This window comes from Fibrobacter sp. UWB5 (genome assembly GCF_002210295.1).
GTDB lineage: Bacteria > Fibrobacterota > Fibrobacteria > Fibrobacterales > Fibrobacteraceae > Fibrobacter.
The window spans coordinates 248,683-264,668 of the sequence record NZ_MWQH01000005.1 but is presented as its reverse complement, the minus strand read 5'-3'; the positions used below and the strand labels follow the sequence as shown (position 1 = coordinate 264,668).

14 protein-coding genes are annotated in these 15,986 nt (G+C 53.2%); 8 read left to right on the top strand and 6 right to left on the bottom strand.

Features of this window, described 5'->3' with window-relative positions:
• Positions 1-150 precede the first annotated feature (150 nt).
• Complete coding sequence (locus tag B7989_RS09440; RefSeq protein WP_088628249.1) at positions 151-1,716, bottom strand: right-handed parallel beta-helix repeat-containing protein; 1,566 nt, start codon at positions 1,714-1,716, stop codon at positions 151-153.
• 182 nt (positions 1,717-1,898) lie between these two features.
• On the opposite strand from B7989_RS09440, the gene B7989_RS09435 reads away from it, so the two are divergent.
• Together B7989_RS09435 and radA are read left to right on the top strand one after the other, a co-directional pair.
• On the top strand, positions 1,899-4,196 hold the full coding sequence (locus B7989_RS09435; protein WP_088628248.1) for an ATP-dependent helicase: 2,298 nt from the start codon (positions 1,899-1,901) through the stop codon (positions 4,194-4,196).
• 75 nt (positions 4,197-4,271) lie between these two features.
• Complete coding sequence (gene radA / locus B7989_RS09430) at positions 4,272-5,666, top strand: DNA repair protein RadA (protein ID WP_088628247.1); 1,395 nt, start codon at positions 4,272-4,274, stop codon at positions 5,664-5,666.
• A 62-nt stretch (positions 5,667-5,728) separates the two neighbouring features.
• Here the strand turns inward: radA and B7989_RS09425 are convergent, their stop codons facing one another.
• Positions 5,729-7,123, bottom strand: coding sequence for a pentapeptide repeat-containing protein (locus tag B7989_RS09425; protein WP_088628246.1), 1,395 nt, complete (start codon positions 7,121-7,123; stop codon positions 5,729-5,731).
• Positions 7,124-7,242: 119 nt separating this feature from the next.
• On the opposite strand from B7989_RS09425, the gene B7989_RS09420 reads away from it, so the two are divergent.
• Genes B7989_RS09420 through B7989_RS09410 form a run of 3 tightly spaced genes read left to right on the top strand, consistent with a single transcriptional unit; the run spans position 7,243 to position 9,508 of the window.
• Positions 7,243-8,436: an NAD(P)/FAD-dependent oxidoreductase gene (locus tag B7989_RS09420; protein ID WP_088628268.1), complete on the top strand. Its 1,194-nt coding sequence runs from the start codon at positions 7,243-7,245 to the stop codon at positions 8,434-8,436.
• Positions 8,437-8,440: 4 nt separating this feature from the next.
• Positions 8,441-8,887, top strand: coding sequence for a SufE family protein (locus B7989_RS09415; protein WP_088628245.1), 447 nt, complete (start codon positions 8,441-8,443; stop codon positions 8,885-8,887).
• Between the two features lie 21 nt (positions 8,888-8,908).
• Positions 8,909-9,508 carry a hypothetical protein gene (locus B7989_RS09410; protein ID WP_088628244.1) on the top strand — a complete coding sequence of 200 codons (600 nt, stop codon included), beginning with the start codon at positions 8,909-8,911 and terminating at the stop codon, positions 9,506-9,508.
• A 52-nt stretch (positions 9,509-9,560) separates the two neighbouring features.
• On the opposite strand, the gene tsaE is transcribed toward B7989_RS09410, so the two are convergent.
• Entirely contained in the window at positions 9,561-9,968 is a 408-nt protein-coding gene (gene tsaE, locus B7989_RS09405) for a tRNA (adenosine(37)-N6)-threonylcarbamoyltransferase complex ATPase subunit type 1 TsaE (protein ID WP_088628243.1), read from the bottom strand.
• Positions 9,968-11,107, bottom strand: coding sequence for a carboxynorspermidine decarboxylase (gene nspC, locus B7989_RS09400; RefSeq protein ID WP_088628242.1), 1,140 nt, complete (start codon positions 11,105-11,107; stop codon positions 9,968-9,970). The genes tsaE and nspC overlap by 1 nt, the downstream gene beginning before the upstream one ends.
• A gap of 82 nt (positions 11,108-11,189) precedes the next feature.
• Between nspC and B7989_RS09395 the strand changes: the two genes are divergently transcribed.
• Genes B7989_RS09395 through B7989_RS09385 form a run of 3 tightly spaced genes read left to right on the top strand, consistent with a single transcriptional unit; the run spans position 11,190 to position 13,716 of the window.
• A complete protein-coding gene (locus B7989_RS09395) occupies positions 11,190-11,978 on the top strand; it encodes a hypothetical protein (RefSeq protein ID WP_144265013.1) in 789 nt (262 codons plus the stop codon).
• 20 nt (positions 11,979-11,998) lie between these two features.
• The gene (locus B7989_RS09390; RefSeq protein ID WP_088628240.1) at positions 11,999-12,976 is read left to right on the top strand and encodes an iron ABC transporter permease; all 978 of its coding nucleotides are present in this window, start codon (positions 11,999-12,001) and stop codon (positions 12,974-12,976) included.
• Positions 12,973-13,716 carry an ABC transporter ATP-binding protein gene (locus B7989_RS09385; RefSeq protein ID WP_088628239.1) on the top strand — a complete coding sequence of 248 codons (744 nt, stop codon included), beginning with the start codon at positions 12,973-12,975 and terminating at the stop codon, positions 13,714-13,716. The genes B7989_RS09390 and B7989_RS09385 overlap by 4 nt, the downstream gene beginning before the upstream one ends.
• Here B7989_RS09385 and B7989_RS09380 read toward each other — a convergent pair whose 3' ends face one another.
• Both B7989_RS09380 and proC read right to left on the bottom strand, forming a co-directional pair.
• Complete coding sequence (locus B7989_RS09380) at positions 13,717-15,081, bottom strand: sigma-54-dependent Fis family transcriptional regulator (protein ID WP_088628238.1); 1,365 nt, start codon at positions 15,079-15,081, stop codon at positions 13,717-13,719.
• A gap of 86 nt (positions 15,082-15,167) precedes the next feature.
• Positions 15,168-15,974: a pyrroline-5-carboxylate reductase gene (gene proC / locus B7989_RS09375; RefSeq protein WP_072800764.1), complete on the bottom strand. Its 807-nt coding sequence runs from the start codon at positions 15,972-15,974 to the stop codon at positions 15,168-15,170.
• Positions 15,975-15,986 lie beyond the last annotated feature (12 nt).

The following is a 15,986-nucleotide window of genomic DNA, read 5'->3' as shown; positions in this document are numbered from 1 at the left end:
CTTGATTCCAAGTATAGAAAATACGCGAAATCCGGTCTTCGGATTCCGCGGAAAAGCGGTCCTAAATCGTTGTCTGTCAACGAGTTAGACGTCTCTTTTGTTTCGGTTTGCTTACAAAGGCGTGAAAACGCAATCGGGAGGTGATTTTTGTTACTTTGTTATGAAATAACGGGGCGCTTTGTTGCGCCTGGAATTGCCCAAGTAGCGGCCTTGTAAATCAAATGTCTTCGCGGGGGCTCTGGGGGCCATGAGTGGGTTCGTTGGATTCCGGAATTTTTTGGCTATCGGGGTTATAGAATAGCTGTATTGATACGCTCCCAAGCCTAATTCTAGGGCGCGGCTCCCTTCCTTGAGTTTCAAGAAGTCCACATCGGGCAGGCTGCCGTCGGCATTACGCGGGCCCAAGATTCCCGGAATCGTCGAGAGGTCCTTGCCGGTCACGGTCATGCTCGGGTCATCGAGACTCACAAAGTCGTCTTCGGTCAAATCGAGATTTAAATTCCAAGTGTTGTTTTCACCCGCCGGGCAATCCACGTAGTGGTCGATGTTCTGGCTCGAAATCTTTTCCCAGCAGGTTCCGATTTGCGAAAGCTTATTCGGAAAGGCGATATTGTTCTTCATAACATGCGCGTTGTCGCCCGTAAGCGGGGCCACCTCGGCAAGGCGAGTTTTGCCGTCTTCGGCGTAGAGCGTCGATGCCATGCTAAAAGAACGGTCCTTGTTCATGTAGGCCGTGTTGTTGAGCCACTGGCTGCCGGCATTGGTGTAGTTCGCGTAAAAGCCCGAAGATTTATTATTCCAAGCGACGCAATACTTAATGATATGATGTCCGGTGCCATACGTGCTCTGGCCCATCTTGATTCCGTAACCGTTTCCATTTTTCGGGTTCCCGCGCCCGTAATCGCTGTAGCCATTCCCCATGGCATAGCAGTTCTCCAGAACCACCGGGAATTCCTGGTTGATAAAATCGAAACCGTCGTCGCTGTTCCACCAGGCGCGACACCCAATAAACTTGGTGGTATCGCCCTCGCCCGGCCTCTGGTAATGCGCACCGAAACCGTCCGCATTTTCGCCATCGCCCTGCCAACCCGTAGGGTCGTAATTGTCGTGGGCATCGCAATTCAAAAAAATGTGCCCGCCGCCATCTGCAGCACCGTCGTTCGCAAAGAACCCCGGGCCCGCATTGTGGTGGCTATCCATCTCTTCTAGAAAAATGTGCTTGCTCGCATACAGAAACACACCCGAATTTGAATTATGCTTCATGGGCGTATTGCGAACCTCAAACCCCTTCAAATGCAGGAACTTCGCCGAAATCACGATAGGCGACGTGTACATCGCACCCGCAGGCGTGCCATCGCTATACTCCCTGCCGATAGCCACCGGAAGGTTCGCCCCGTCAAAAACCGGACGCTCTCCCGGATAGGCAAGATAATGAATGCGGTTATCGTCGCTCTCGCCGCTCGCTGTCAAGAGAATGCCCGCCGTCATTTGATAGCGCGCAAAAAACACCGTATCGTGCAGGTCGTACACGCCACCGCGAATCCAGACGGTATCGCCTGCGGTCACCACCTTGTTTGCCTTGTTGAGGGTTGCGAAGGGCTTCTCCTTTGTGCCCGCCGCATTGTCATTGCCGTCGGTTGCCACGTAATACACGGCACCGAACGCTTGAGCCGCCGACAGGGCTAGCCCTAAAGACAATAAGAACTTTGCTCCCATATACACCTCGAGTGTTTGCTTAAAATATACTCTATTTTGGGGAATGTTGTGTTCTTTTTTGATTTTGGCTCTGATTGTAGCTATTTCTTGTGCTTAGATTTCAGGGGGCTATAACACTATTGTCCTAAAAATACTATATTTTTGTGCAGTAAAACAAATGTTCACTATGTAACGAGGTGCACATGGCCCTAGAAAATATGGATTTGGAGCAGCGGGAAGCGGTAGAAACCACCGAGGGTTTTGTGCGTGTGGTGGCAGGAGCGGGCTCCGGTAAGACCCGGACACTGACCCAGCGTTACCTGTACCTGGTGAAAGAGATGGGCATTTCGCCGTCGAACATCCTTTGCGTCACGTTTACCAACAAGGCCGCGAACGAAATGAAAAAGCGTATTCGCACGGTGTTGGGCGGCGATGATAGCGGCTACATTTCTACGTTCCACGGCTTTTGCGTGCGGTTTTTGCGCGAAGAAATCCATGTGCTGAACTACCCGAAAGAATTCATGATTCTGGACGAAGACGACCAGAAGTCCCTTTTGCACAAGGCTTACGCCGATTTGGGTTACTCGCTTAAAGACTTGAAAATCAGCAGCGTCATCGACTACATTGGGGGCCGTAAGGCGGCCGACATCAATTACGTCTCGCTGTTTGCGGAACTGCCGTCAGAAGGCTTGACTACTAAAGATCATTTGCTCGCGCTTTCGGAAGCGGCCGATGACAAGTGGATGCGGGTTTATTACCGCTACCTTTACGAGCAGAAAAAGAATTACGCGCTGGACTTTGACGACCTGATTCTTTCGACGCTGTACATTCTCGAAAATTTTCCGGAACAGCTCGACAAGTGGCGCAAGCGCATGATGTACATCATGGTCGACGAATACCAGGATATCGACGGTCAGCAGTACCAGCTGGCGGATTTGCTGGCGAGCTACCACAAGAACCTTTTTGTGGTAGGCGACCCGGACCAGACTATTTACGGCTGGCGCGGAGCCGATGTCAATCGCATTCTGGAATTTGACAAGACTCACGAAAACACCAAGACGATTTTGCTGCAAAACAATTACCGTTCTACGCCCAGCATTTTGAAGGTGCCGGATGCGGTCATCAAGAACAACAAGTTCCGAATCGAAAAAGTCTTAAGGCCAAAGCGTGTCGGCGGCAAGACGCCTGTCTTTTACCACGCCAAGAACACCCGCGAAGAGGCCAAATGGATTGTAGAACAAATCCAGAATGCCGTGCAAAGCGCAGCCCATTACAAGGATATTGCGGTACTTTATCGCATGCACTCGCAGTCGCGCTCTGTAGAAGAAGCCTTGATGGCCGAAAACATCCCTTACAAGGTTTACAGCGGCGTCGGCTTTTACCAGCGCAAAGAAATCAAGGATGTCATTTGCTACTTGCGAATGCTGGTGTACGCCGATGATTTGTCGTTTGTACGTACGGTGAATACGCCCAAGCGCCAGTTCGGCCCGAAGAAAATTGCGACATTGCAGGCCTTTGCCGATGCCCGCGGAGTCGGGCTTTACGAGGCTCTGCTTGAAATCGTTTCGGAGGCGGGCCTTTTGAACAATGTGGCGGCCGATGTATCGTCGCAGGCGGAACTTTCTTCTGTCGGCGATGAAAATCAAAAAATCGATTTCGACTGCAAGGGATTCCTGGCCCGGAGCAATGTGGTCGAATACGTGAAGCTGATTGAAAAGTACCGTTCCCGCTACAAGGACATGAGCGTCTCCGAAGTCCTCGCGAAAATCCTGCGCGAAACCAAGTACGAAGAAATGTTGCGTCTAGACGGCGACGAAGACCGCCTGGACAATCTGGCGGAACTCAAGCAGGGCATTCTGGAATTCGAGAATTACTACGAAGAAGACGCCTCGCTAGATGAATACTTGCAGAACATCGTGCTGTTCACGAACACCGACGAAGACACGGAAGAAAAAGACCGCGTGCAACTCATGACGATTCACAACGCGAAGGGCTTGGAATTCCCGTATGTATTCGTATGCGGCTTAAACGAAGGCTTCTTTCCGGTCAAGCGCGTACAGAACAAAATCCAGCTGGAAGAAGAACGCCGCCTGGCCTATGTAGCATTTACCCGCGCCGAGAATGTACTTTGTTTAAGCGATGCCGAAGATGGCGTTGCGGGCGAAAGTGGAACCCGCTACCCGTCCAGATTCCTGCTCGAAATGGATATGGGCGGTTTGAACATCGCCCGCGGCATTTCAGAAGATTTTCTCGAGGCCGCGAAAGCCTACATCGCAAACATCGATCGCGACCGCGAATTTTTGAGCGACGAAAGCCTTGGACTTGTAAAGAAGGCTCCTTCAGCCGAGTTTGACGAGGGCGACCGCGTGGTGCATAAAATCTTTGGCATGGGAATCGTGAAGGCGGTAGACGAAAAGAACTTCTGTTACGAAATCGCTTTCGAAAAATTTGCGACCCCGCGCTCTATCCAGTTTGACTTTCCTTTGACGAAAATACCGTAATTACTTTAGTGCTTTTTTGTGCATTTGCGTGCGTTTGACAATTTGTGTCAGACGCATTTTGTTATATTAGTGCACATGGTAGCACTAAATAAGTCGAAAGCGAAAAAAGAAATTGAGTTCCTTTGCACCGAATGCGGCAACACCACGCCTAAGTGGGCGGGCAAGTGCCCGTTCTGCGGTGCATGGAGCAGCCTCAAGGAACACGTGGTCGAAAATATTCTCGAGGGCGGTCGAGCCTCTCGCGGCTTGGGTGGCCCGGTGCACAAGGTGGTTCCGCTCAAGGATGTCGCGACCGAGGATACGCGGCGGCTGAGCTCCGCCAATGCCGAATTTGACCGCGTGCTGGGGGGCGGGCTTGCACCAGGTTCCCTGGTGCTCATTGGTGGCGATCCGGGCATCGGTAAGTCCACGCTTGTGTTATCGACACTCGCCACCATGACAGCCGCCGGCGTCAAGACGCTTTATGTAAGCGGCGAAGAGAGCGCGGTTCAGGTCAAGCTCCGCAGTGAACGCTTGAATGTCGCGGGCTCCGACATGCTTTTACTCTGCGAAACTAGCCTCGAAAAAATCTTGCAGCAGGCGCAGGAACTCAAGCCGCAAGTGCTCGTAATTGATTCTATCCAGACGGTCTACAAGAGTGACTTGTCGGGCACTCCGGGCTGCGCCACGCAGCTGCGCGAATGTACGCTCGACCTGATGGTCTTTGCCAAGAATACGGGCTGCATCACGATTCTGATCGGGCATGTGACCAAGGATGGCCAGATCGCGGGCCCGCGCATTTTGGAACACATGGTCGACACCGTCGTGTATTTTGAAGGTGACCGCAATCATCAGTACCGCATTCTCCGCACCATCAAGAACCGCTTTGGCGCGACCGATGAAATCGGCGTGTTCGAGATGACCGGGCACGGGCTTTCTCCGGTGGAAAACCCGAGCCGGGTGTTCTTGCAAGAAAACGTTCCGCCGACGCCCGGGAGTGTGGTCTGCTGTACGCTTGAAGGCACGCGCGCCATGCTTTTTGAAACGCAGGCACTCGTGAGTTCGACCACGTTTGCCGTTCCCCAGCGCGTGGCGGCAGGAATCGACCCGAAGAGGCTTACGATTATCCTTGCCTTGCTCGAAAAATTCGGCGGGGTAGTGGTCGGAGCCTCAGACGTTTTTGCTTCCATTGCCGGCGGGCTGAAGGTCTCCGACACTTCATCGGACCTCGCCCTGGCTCTTGCTATTGCCAGCAACCACCTCGCGATTCCGCTAGGCCGCCAGTGCATTGTCATCGGTGAATTGGGACTGTCCGGCGAGGTCCGCTCCGTGAGCCTGCTGGAACAGCGGCTCAAGGAAGCCCGCCGCCTGGGAATCACCGAGGCCGTAGTGCCTGCGGGCGGTCGCCTGCCCGAAAACACCTCCGGCATGAAGATTGTTCAGGTCCACACCCTCTCCGAAGCCGTGAACTGGCTGATGGACCGCAAGTAACCAACCCACTAAAAGAAGCCTCGGTTTTCACCGAGGCTTCTTAAATCCGTTAAGGTTCTAGACTAGTCTTCGTCGTCAGCGGCTTTTTTCTTTCTCTTCTTCTTCGGAGAAGAACCACTGCCTTCGACCTTGATGTCGGCGGCCTTTTCACCACGCTTGGTGAAGCCGTACTGACGCGGGTCAAAGCCGGACGGGAACTGGGTCTTGTTGTCGTAGATTACCTTCTTGGCGGTGAACTTTTCGATCTTGGCGCCTTCGAGGTTTGCACCGGAGAAGTCTACGTCTTCCATCTTGGTGTCGGCGTCAATCTTGATGCCCTGCATGTTGGCGTTGGTGAAGTTCACCTTGATGAGCTTAGCACCGGCAAAGCTTACACCGTTGAGCTGGGCGAGAATGAAGTCGGAACGTTCGATGGTGGAGTTGGCGAAGTTGGCCTTGGTGAGGTCAGCCTTGTCGAAGATGTTCTTACGAACGTAGGCACCGTCGAACACAGCCTTCAGAAGTTCTGCGTTCTGGAAAGCGTTCTTGCTCACTTCGGTATCGTAGAAGGATGCCTTGGAAAGCTTGGTCTTTGCGAACGAGCTCTTGGAGACGGAGCCCTTGTCGAAGATCACGCCGGTCAGGTCCTGACCGTCGAACTTCATGTTCTTCACGGTGGACTGGGCGAACTTGGCCTTCTGGAGCTGAGTCTTGGAAAGGTCGACGTCATTGAAGGTCGTCAAGGAAAGGTCAGCGTCCTGCAGGTTCACGTTCTTGAATTCTGCACCGCTGAAGTTGGCCTGGGAAAGACCAGCCTTGGCAAAGTTCACGTCGACGAGGTCGACGCCCTTGAAGTTGGCGGCAATCAGGTTACAAGCGGTAAAGTCGGTCTTCACGATGGTGGCCTTGCGGAGGTCGCTGTTAGCCATCAAGGAACGGGAGAAGTTTGCACGGGTCAGGTTGGCCTTGCTGAAGTCTGCAGCGGTAAGGTCCACATCCATGACGGACGCCTGGGTGAGGTCGGACTTGCTGAAGTCAGCGTTGTCGGACACCTTCATAGCGTCGAGACGTGCGTTCTTGAAATTCACTTTCGGGAAGTTACTGTCGAGAAGCGTTGCACGGTAGAGGTTGGCTTCTTCCATGTTGGCGCCATCGAACGAAGAGCTACGGATGTCGGCACCACTAATGGTTGCCTTGGTAAGGTCGGCACCTTCGAAGTTTGCTCCGCTAATCACGGCGTTCTGGAAAGACACTTCGTTGAGCTTTGCGCCCTGGAAGGTCGGACCTTCACCGGTAGCACGACGGAAGTCGGTAGTATGGGCGACGGCTTTCGCATTCTTGAAGTTGAAACCGTCAATACGCTTGTTACTGAAAGAAACGTTCAGGTCCTTACCAGCCCAGTTGTCTTGGGCATAAACGTTGAGGGCAAGTGCGCTCAACAGGCACAGGCCGAACTTCGATACACTCTTCATATTCATATACATTCCCTTTTAAGGATAAACCAAATAACGGATAGCTCTAAAATAACTAAAAAAATTGCCAATTAACAATAAAAAAGAAAAAAACTTTATAAATAAATGCTAATTTGTTCCCCGAAATGGCAAATTTTACCTCAAATCGATACGATGTGGTGGTTTGCGGGGCCGGTCCTGCCGGTCTCATGGCTGCCTGTACCCTTGGTCGCTTGACCTCCGGTACCAGACGGATTTTGCTTTTGGACAAAAAAGAGCCCTGGAAAGAACCTATTTTCTGTGCCGAAGCGGTATCCAAGGATCGCTTGAATTCCCTTTGGCCGGTCGATGATTCCTTTGTCCGCGGGACTCTTTCTGGAATTTATTTTACCTCGCCCAAGCGTTACCGTGCTGAATTTTATAGCAAGGACTGCGGCTTGATTCTGGACCGCGCCCGGTTCCACCATTCCATTTCGGATGGTTGCGTGTCTGCAGGCGTGGAATGCCACTACGACACGGTTATCAAGAAACTTGAAAAGACCGAAGAAGGCTGGAATATTACGGTGTCGGTCGGCGGCGAAATCGAAACCTTGTTTGCCGAGGCCGTTGTCGATGCGACTGGCCCGAGCTGCAGGCTGACTCGCAATATTGATTGCCTTAAGGGCATTGAATCGGGCGATACCGATTTGGAACCCGCCATTTTTGCGGTGGCCGAAGGCATTGAACACAGCAAGGAACATATCGAGCTCTTTTTCGGTTCCGAATTTGAATCGGGCTACGGCTGGATTTTCCCGCGCGACGGCGTCGAGGTGAATATCGGCTTTGTGCTCGGCAAGGATGTGGATCACAAGGTCCCCCTGCGTCAGAAACTGTTGGATTTTATTGCCCGCGATTACCCGAAGGCAAAGGTCAAGGCCGTGTATGGCGGCATGATCGCTTGTGGCCAGTCTACAAAGCCCATGGCCAAGTGCGGCCTCTTTAAGGCGGGCGATGCGGCTAGCTGCGTGAACCCCATTAGCCGTTCGGGCATTGTCGAATCGCTTTTGTGCGGCAAGATTGTCGCGGAATCGGTCAAGGAATGGCTCGGCGAACCGAACGAAAACCGTAGTGCCGTTGAATCCAAGGTTCTTGACCGCTGGATGGCTGCCCTCGGCAAAAAACACCTGCAGGTGGCTCGCGCCAAGGTCGGTTTCAATAAAATCAGCGACAAGCAGTTTGACCGCGCGGCTTTCAAGCTTTCGAAGCTCCCACGCGAAAAGCAGACTCTGTTCCGTATTTTCTTTAATGTTTTGTGGGCTGCACCTTCCTTGATTTGGAAGATGCGTTCCTTCTTGCGGTAGGTTTATGAGCGAATTAATGGATGCGCGTTTGAGCGAAGTTCGCGAAAAGTTTGCAAGCTTTAGCGACCCCGATGACAAGTGGAAATTCCTCTTGGATTTGGCTCGCGCCCACAAGGGTATGGACACTGCCTTGAAGGCGGAAAAGTTCATTATTCAGGGTTGTGCATCGACCATGTACCTGGTTCCGAGTTTTGATGGCGCAAAGATTCACTTTGAAATGGATGTGGAAGGCGGTACCACGAATCCGCTGATTAGCCGCGGGCTCGGTGCCTTGGCGCTCAAGATTTATAACGACATGGCTCCTGCAGACATTCTCGCAGTGGACCCGAAGTTCTTTCAGGATATTGGCCTGAATGTGGGACTTTCGCCGACGCGCTCGAATGGTTTTGCAAGCTTGGTCAAGCAGATTTATTTATATGCACGGGTCTTTGCGGCCCTCACCAAAAAATAGGTATAAAAAAGTAGGTAGAACATGTTCAGTTTCTTGAATGGAAAAAGCCCCTTTGACGAAGCCGAAGAACGCCTGGAAGCGGGCGATACCGTCAACGGAAAGCCGAGACTCCCGTCGGGCCCAATCATGGGCTGGCAAGACGGTGTATTCCTTTTGGTCATTATCGGCCTGATTGTGGGCGGCTATCATTATTATCAGTACGTGAAGCGCAACTGCGCCGAAACGTTTGCCAAGTGCGACGCCTTGTACGCTGCCGCAGCCGAAGACGCTTCCAAGTTCGCCGAAGTGGAATCCTGCTACGAGGCTACCTGGGATCTCGCTTTCGTGAGCGATACCTTGGAGGTGCTCCGTCAGAACCGTCTGGGAGAAATCGAGGACATGCGCAATGTCCAGAAAGACTTGCTCACTAGCGCCAATGACGCTTTGGACAAGGGCGATACCGCCGCTGCCGCAAAGATCGTGACGGAATACAAGGGCGCCATGCTCCTTTACACCGGCGACAAGAGCGAATGGGACGAAATCGTGAAGATTGCCGAAGTCCAGGCCGCAAAGGAAGCTGCCAAGGTTGCCGCTGCAGCTGCTGCAGAACCGGTTGCCGATACCGCCGCTGCCAAGAAGTAAGCTCCTTTTGCAGAAACAATGAAAAACCCGCCGTTCAGGCGGGTTTTCTTTTTTAAAGGTTTGTGACTTCGATTTCCCTCTCGGTTTCCGAGAGGATTTTTATTTCAATCTTGTGCGTGAGACCGGGGTCGTTGTCTTCGAGGCGTTCTGGCCATTCGATCAAGCTGATTCCTTTTTCCAGATAATCGGGGTCGAGGCCGACTTCGTTCAAGTCGGCGCCGCCGTCCAGGCGGTAAAGGTCGAAGTGGAAAATCGGCGGGTTGTTAGGGTATTCGTGCAGAATGGTGTAGGTGGGGGAGCAGACGGATCCCGTGAAACCGAGACCTTTGCAGACCCCGCGACTGATGACCGTCTTGCCGGCGCCCAGGTTGCCGTAAAGAGCCACCTTGTCGCCCGGCTTCAGGCTGCGTCCGAATTCAACCGCCCAGTTGTAAGTTTCTTCTTCGCTGTGGAAAAGCATTACAGCTTCTCCTTGAACTGCTCGTAAGTAAACTTGTGGAGCAAATGGAATTTGCCCTGTTCGTCGAACTTGCCGATACTCGGGTGACGCACCCCGTTGAAGAACGTGGTCTTGACCATTGTATAATGGATCATGTCTTCAAAGATGATCTTGTCGCCCACCTTGAGCGGTTCGACAAAGGAAAAGTCCCCGAGCTGGTCGCCGGCGAGGCAGGAATTTCCTGCTAGTTTGTATGTAAATCTCTTTTCTCCCGGCATGCCTGCACCCGTCACGGTGGGGCGGTACGGCATTTCGAGGCAGTCCGGCATGTGTGCGCTGATCGATACGTTCAGTACGACAATGTCCATTTCGTTGTGGACAATGTCTCCGACTGAGGCGACCAGTTCGCCCGTCTGCCACCCGACGGCTTCACCCGGTTCCATGATAACGGAGAGGTGCGGATAGCGGCTGTGGAAGTCGTTCAAAATGCGCACGAGCTCTTCGCGGTGGTAATCCTTGCGGGTAATGTGGTGGCCGCCGCCAAAATTCACCCATTTCATTTGCGGCAGGTACTTGCCGAAATGTTGCTCGAAGGCCTTCAGCACGCCTTCCAGGGCGTCGGCGTCCTGTTCGCAGAGAGCGTGGAAATGGAGCCCTTCGATGCCGTCCAAGAGTTCCGGTTTGAACTCCGCTTCGGTGACGCCGAGTCTCGAAAACTTGCCGCACGGGTTGTACAGGTCGGTCTCGACGGTCGAAAATTGCGGATTTACGCGAATTCCTGCGCTCACACCTGCGGCGAGAGTCTTGCCTTTAAAACGCTGCCACTGGCTAAAGCTGTTGAAGGTAATGTGGCCTGCGCAGGCGAGAATCTGGTCGATTTCGTCGTCGTCATAGACGGGGGCGAACACGTGGACTTCTTTACCCATTTCCTCCTTGGCGAGTCTTGCTTCGTTCAGACTGGAGGCGGTGGCACCGGCTAGGTACTGGCCGATGAGGGGGAAAGAGCGCCAAAAACTGTAACCTTTTAAGGCGCAAATGATTTTTACGTTTCCCCGCTTCTGGATATCGTCCAGAATTTCCATATTACGGCGCAGTCTGGCCTCATCAAGAACAAAACAGGGGGAAGGAACTTGGGAATAGTCGAGTGTTTTTTCAAACATAGTCCAAAGATAGCCTTTTTTTGTATGTTATCCTTACCTTTTTTATATCGCTTTAACTACATTTACGATGATGAGTGTATCTATGTATAAGCATATTATTATTTCTTTATTGTCTTTGGCTTTCGTAGGAATGCCTTTGGCACAGACGGCTCCTGCCGCAACTCAACCTGCAAACCTCGTTAAAGTAGAATCCCAGGTGGTGGCCACACCGCGTGGAGCTACGGCAACGCTCGACGAAATGATTCAGGCTAAGCTTGATTCGATGAACCATGTGGCACCGGCGGTCGGTCCTCGTAACGCAGATAGCCTTGCGAAAGTTCAGGCCGACAGCGTCCGCAAGTTGGTCCAGACGGGTAAGTACGTGCAGCGCGCTCGCTACGACAAGAGCAACTTCGACCACTGGCGCATTGACACTGTGCTCCAGAAGCGCATGAAAGACCAGGTGGTGGGCGTCTGGCGCACTCCGATCATCGCTCACGGTCATGCTTTCCGCGATGCTGAACTCCGCTTCGGCGCAAACGATACGCTAATCGGTATTACTCGCACTTACTCCGATTCCGGTCGCTACCAGATGACGGGTGAATACACGTTCAAGGCCCGCTACCGTTTCGATTCCGACCAGTCTCTCGTGAGCCGCGAAGTCTTTAAGGATCGTCAGGTGGTTCGTTGGGACTACATCACGTTCGATATCGTGAATGACTCTCTGCGTTATAACTTGAACAAGTTGGAATTCCGCGACCTGAACGATAACTGGCTCAATGCCCTGCAGGGATTCGACAATATCCCGCCTGAACTCTATATCCGCGATCCGAAGCAGACTGCGGAATTGAAGCAGGCTGCGGCACAGCCCCAGAACAAGAAGAAAAAGTAAGGTCTTCTTGGGGGCTTGCGATGCGCAGCATCGATCAAAGAATCCTTGTTGGATTTGCGCTGCTCATCGCCCTGATTGCCATCCTTTCTTATTTGACTCTATTTTCTGGAGCGGTCGGACTGTCGTGGTCTGACCTTTCTTTTAAGGGCGCTCATTACGATTCCGTAGAAGCCCGCATTTTTTGGCAGATTCGGGTGCCCCGACTAGTGGCGGCGGTTCTCTCTGGAATTTCTCTGGCGGTGGCGGGTCTTTCGTTGCAGACCCTGTTTAGGAACCCACTGGCGGGCCCGTTTGTGCTTGGCATCAGCAGTGGAGCAAGCCTTGGCGTTGCGCTTTCGCTGTTGGCCGGATTCACCTTCGGTCATTTCGGAGTCTTGTCGGGGGCGGCCATCGGTGCGCTGGTGGTGACCGCGATTGTGATGTTTGTGGCTTCGAGGTTTGAAAATTCTACAATCCTTTTGATTGTGGGCCTCCTGATGGGCTACTTTATTGACGCCCTGGTGAGCCTTTTGATTATGGGGAGCGACGCGGAATCTTTGCGTGTGTATGTGTCCTGGGGCATGGGTAGCTTTGGCCGCCTGACCTTCGATGGCATCTGGATTTTTGCGCTGTGTACGGTTGTCGGCCTTGTGCTTGTGACGCTGTCGATTCGTTATTTGAATGCCGCCAGAATGGGCGACGATTTTGCAAAGGGCTTGGGCGTGAACGTGCGCCAGGGTCGCGTGATGGTGCTGTTGGGGGCTTCGCTTTTGGCGGCGGCATCGACAGCGTTCTGCGGCCCGGTTGCGTTTGTCGGAATTGCGGTTCCGCACCTTTCGTTTATGTTGTTCAAAACGAGCAACCATCGTGTTTTGATGCCGGCATCGGCTTTGTGCGGCGTCGTGCTTTGCTTGGCGGCTTCGCAGTTTTCGAAATTCCCGTTGAATGCGGTGCTTAGCCTGGTGGGCGTTCCCGTGGTGCTCTGGGTGATTGTTCGCGGTGGAGGACTTCGCCGATGAATGAATCTATGAATACGGTGCTTCTCCAGTGTGAAAACCTGGTAATCGGCTACAGGCAAGACAAGCGTTTCGATGCAGTCGGGCTTGTGACTCCGGTGAATTTTGAACTGAAGGCGGGCGAGGTGATTGCCTTGCTGGGCGAAAACGGCTCGGGCAAAAGTACCTTCCTCAAGACTTTATGCGGACTTTTGCAGCCGGTGTCGGGCACGGTTTTACTGCAGGGAAAATCGCAGTGGACGGCCCGCGAACGCGCCAAGTTCATAACGCTGGTGCGCATGGGCGGTATCGTTTGCGACCGCATGACGGTGCGCGAATTCGTGGGTCTTGGCCGCATGCCTTACGCAGGCCTTTTCGACGGGCGCAGTCAAGAAGATGAACGCTTTGTCAACGAATCCCTCGCCTTGCTGGAGGTTGAAAAATTCAAAGACCGCTGGCTCACGGAATTGAGTGATGGCGAACGGAGCCGCGTATATTTGGCGCAGGCGGTGGCCCAGCAGGTAAACGTGCTGCTGCTCGATGAACCGAATGCCTTTATGGATATTCCCCGCAGCCGCAAGCTGTTTACGCTTTTGCAAAAACTGGCGAAAGAACGTGGCATGGGAATTCTGGTGTCGACCCATTCTGTGGAATATGCCGAAAAGTACTGTGACCGGATCATGGTCATCGAAAAAGGAATCGCCCGTTGTGAGCGGGCGAGCGATGCAAGGGCTAAAGGTCTGCTAGACTGGACCGAAGCTTGATTATAAATCTTTAACGTTTACACCTAAATGGTTCAGGCGATTGTAGAGGGCGGTGCGGAACAGCCCGAGTTTTTGTGCGGCTTCGCGGACGGAACCATTGCATTCTCGGATTTTCTTGATCAAGAAATCGCGCTCCTGCGCCAGCTGCATTTGCCTGAAGTTTTCGTATGCGGAGATGGTTTCTGCAGGATTCTCGGAAACGTCGCTTGCATGCGGGTTGGTTGAATTCGGCTTGGTGGCGCTTGTAGAGGAAACCGGGCTTACGGTATCGATGTGAAGGTCTTCGGGCTGCAGGGCGCCTGCGCTTGTAAAGCAGAGCGCACGCTGGATGACGTTCTCCAGTTCGCGGATGTTGCCCGGCCAGTCGTATTCTTGGAGCTTGCGGAGGGCGGCGTTTGAAAGCGTGAACTTTTCGCCGGAGCCTTGGTAAATCTGGATGAAGTAATTCGCCAAGTCTTCGATGTCTTCTTTGCGGTCGCGGAGCGGCGAGATTTGCATGGGAATCACGTTCAGACGGTAATAGAGGTCTTCGCGGAAACGTTTTTCGGCAATCTCTTGCTGCAAGTTCCTGTTCGTTGCCGCAATGATGCGAACATCGATGTGCTTGGTGGTGTTGGAACCGAGCGGGCGGATTTCCTTGTTCTGCAAAACGCGCAGGAGCTTGACTTGGGCATGCAAGGGCATATCGCCAATTTCGTCGAGGAAGATGGCGCCGCCGTCGGCTGCCTCAAAAAGACCGATGCGTTCGTTTTGAGCACCCGTGAATGCTCCACGGGTGTGTCCGAAAAGTTCGCTTTCGAACAGGTTTTCGGGAATGGCGCTGCAGTTGACCGTGATGAACTTTTCGTACATGCAGCCGACGGCGCGAGCGATTAGCTCTTTACCGACACCGGTTTCGCCTTCAATGAGTACGGGGCCTGTATGCACGATAGCGCGTTCTACGGTTTTGCGAAGCTGTTGCATGGCCGGGCTTTTACCTACCAGGTGGCTCATGCGCTCCCTGAAAATCTGGCGCGCGGTATGAATATCCTTAAGCTTTGCGATTTGCGACATCAAGTGGAGCTTTAGGGATTCCACCGAAAGAATGCTGTCGTAAAGCTTGTTGGATATTTCTCCGAATTGCTCGGGGGCTTCGGCGTAAACAAGAATCAAGGTGTCCGGAGATTTTTCGCGGAGCGCCTTGAGCATTTGCAAGTTATGCGTCGAAAAAGAATCTAGATCCCAAATGACAAGCGGGACTTGTGGAATCGCGCCCGCTGTCGGGATTTCGCGGAAAGTGTCAACCGGATAATCTACCGACGAAAGAACGTCCTGTATAAACGAGGACGTTGCATTTTCTTTTGCGTATAGACTGATGGTCGCCATTGTTAGAACTTAGAACTTAGAAGTTAGAACTTAGAAAAAAATCTCTAAGTTCTGCCAACTAAGTTCTACCGACTGCGGCGAAGCCGCTATTTTCCCAGTTCCTTGCTGCGGTCGGTGCCTGCAACGACAGCCTTGATGAGCGTGCTGCGGAAGGCGCCTTCTTCGAGGGCGTTGATGCCTGCAATGGTGGTGCCAGCAGGAGAGCAGACCATGGCGCAGAGGTCGCTGGGGCTCTTGCCGGACTGCTTCACGAGTTCAACACTGCCTTCGATGGTACCGAGAGCCAGCTTGAGAGCGACATCGCGGGTAAGGCCCGCTTTCACGCCGCCGCGGGTAAGGCCTTCGATGAATTCGAAGACGTAGGCGGGAGCGCTGCCCGAAAGACCGGTGACGGCATCCATCAGGGATTCTGCCACGCGGCAGGTCACGCCGATGTTGCCAAAGATCTTTTCGGCGATGGCGAGCGTTTCTTCAGTAACGCCGTCCGTAGCGAGGCCCACGGAGCCCTTGCCGACGGTCAGCGGCAGGTTCGGCATCACGCGGAGAATCTGGTTCTTTTCGCCAAGGACTTCGATGAGGGCCTTGCGGGTAACGCCGGCCATGATGCTCACGAAAGTCTTGGTGGACTTTTCTGCAGCGGCAGCAGCCTTCCATTCGGCGGCAACCAGCTTGAAAATCTGCGGCTTCACGCAAAGGAAGGTGACGTCTGCCTTGGCGAGGCCTTCGGCAAAGCTTGCCACGCGAACGCAGCCGAGAGCAGAGACTTCTGCAGCGGCCTTGTCGGAGGGGTCAAAGAAGAAAATGGTGGAGGCGTCCGTGCCGGCCTTCAAAAGACCGCGGAGGATTGCACCACCCATGTTTCCTGTTCCTGCGAAAAAGATTTTTTCTGACATAGAATATCCTTT

Coding starts and splice junctions, on each gene's coding strand:
- B7989_RS09440 (WP_088628249.1), bottom strand. CDS start 1,716: ATGGGAGCAAAGTTCTTATTGTCTTTAGGGCTAGCCCTGTCGGCGGCT.
- B7989_RS09435 (WP_088628248.1), top strand. CDS start 1,899: ATGGCCCTAGAAAATATGGATTTGGAGCAGCGGGAAGCGGTAGAAACC.
- radA (WP_088628247.1), top strand. CDS start 4,272: ATGGTAGCACTAAATAAGTCGAAAGCGAAAAAAGAAATTGAGTTCCTT.
- B7989_RS09425 (WP_088628246.1), bottom strand. CDS start 7,123: ATGAATATGAAGAGTGTATCGAAGTTCGGCCTGTGCCTGTTGAGCGCA.
- B7989_RS09420 (WP_088628268.1), top strand. CDS start 7,243: ATGGCAAATTTTACCTCAAATCGATACGATGTGGTGGTTTGCGGGGCC.
- B7989_RS09415 (WP_088628245.1), top strand. CDS start 8,441: ATGAGCGAATTAATGGATGCGCGTTTGAGCGAAGTTCGCGAAAAGTTT.
- B7989_RS09410 (WP_088628244.1), top strand. CDS start 8,909: ATGTTCAGTTTCTTGAATGGAAAAAGCCCCTTTGACGAAGCCGAAGAA.
- tsaE (WP_088628243.1), bottom strand. CDS start 9,968: ATGCTTTTCCACAGCGAAGAAGAAACTTACAACTGGGCGGTTGAATTC.
- nspC (WP_088628242.1), bottom strand. CDS start 11,107: ATGTTTGAAAAAACACTCGACTATTCCCAAGTTCCTTCCCCCTGTTTT.
- B7989_RS09395 (WP_144265013.1), top strand. CDS start 11,190: ATGTATAAGCATATTATTATTTCTTTATTGTCTTTGGCTTTCGTAGGA.
- B7989_RS09390 (WP_088628240.1), top strand. CDS start 11,999: ATGCGCAGCATCGATCAAAGAATCCTTGTTGGATTTGCGCTGCTCATC.
- B7989_RS09385 (WP_088628239.1), top strand. CDS start 12,973: ATGAATGAATCTATGAATACGGTGCTTCTCCAGTGTGAAAACCTGGTA.
- B7989_RS09380 (WP_088628238.1), bottom strand. CDS start 15,081: ATGGCGACCATCAGTCTATACGCAAAAGAAAATGCAACGTCCTCGTTT.
- proC (WP_072800764.1), bottom strand. CDS start 15,974: ATGTCAGAAAAAATCTTTTTCGCAGGAACAGGAAACATGGGTGGTGCA.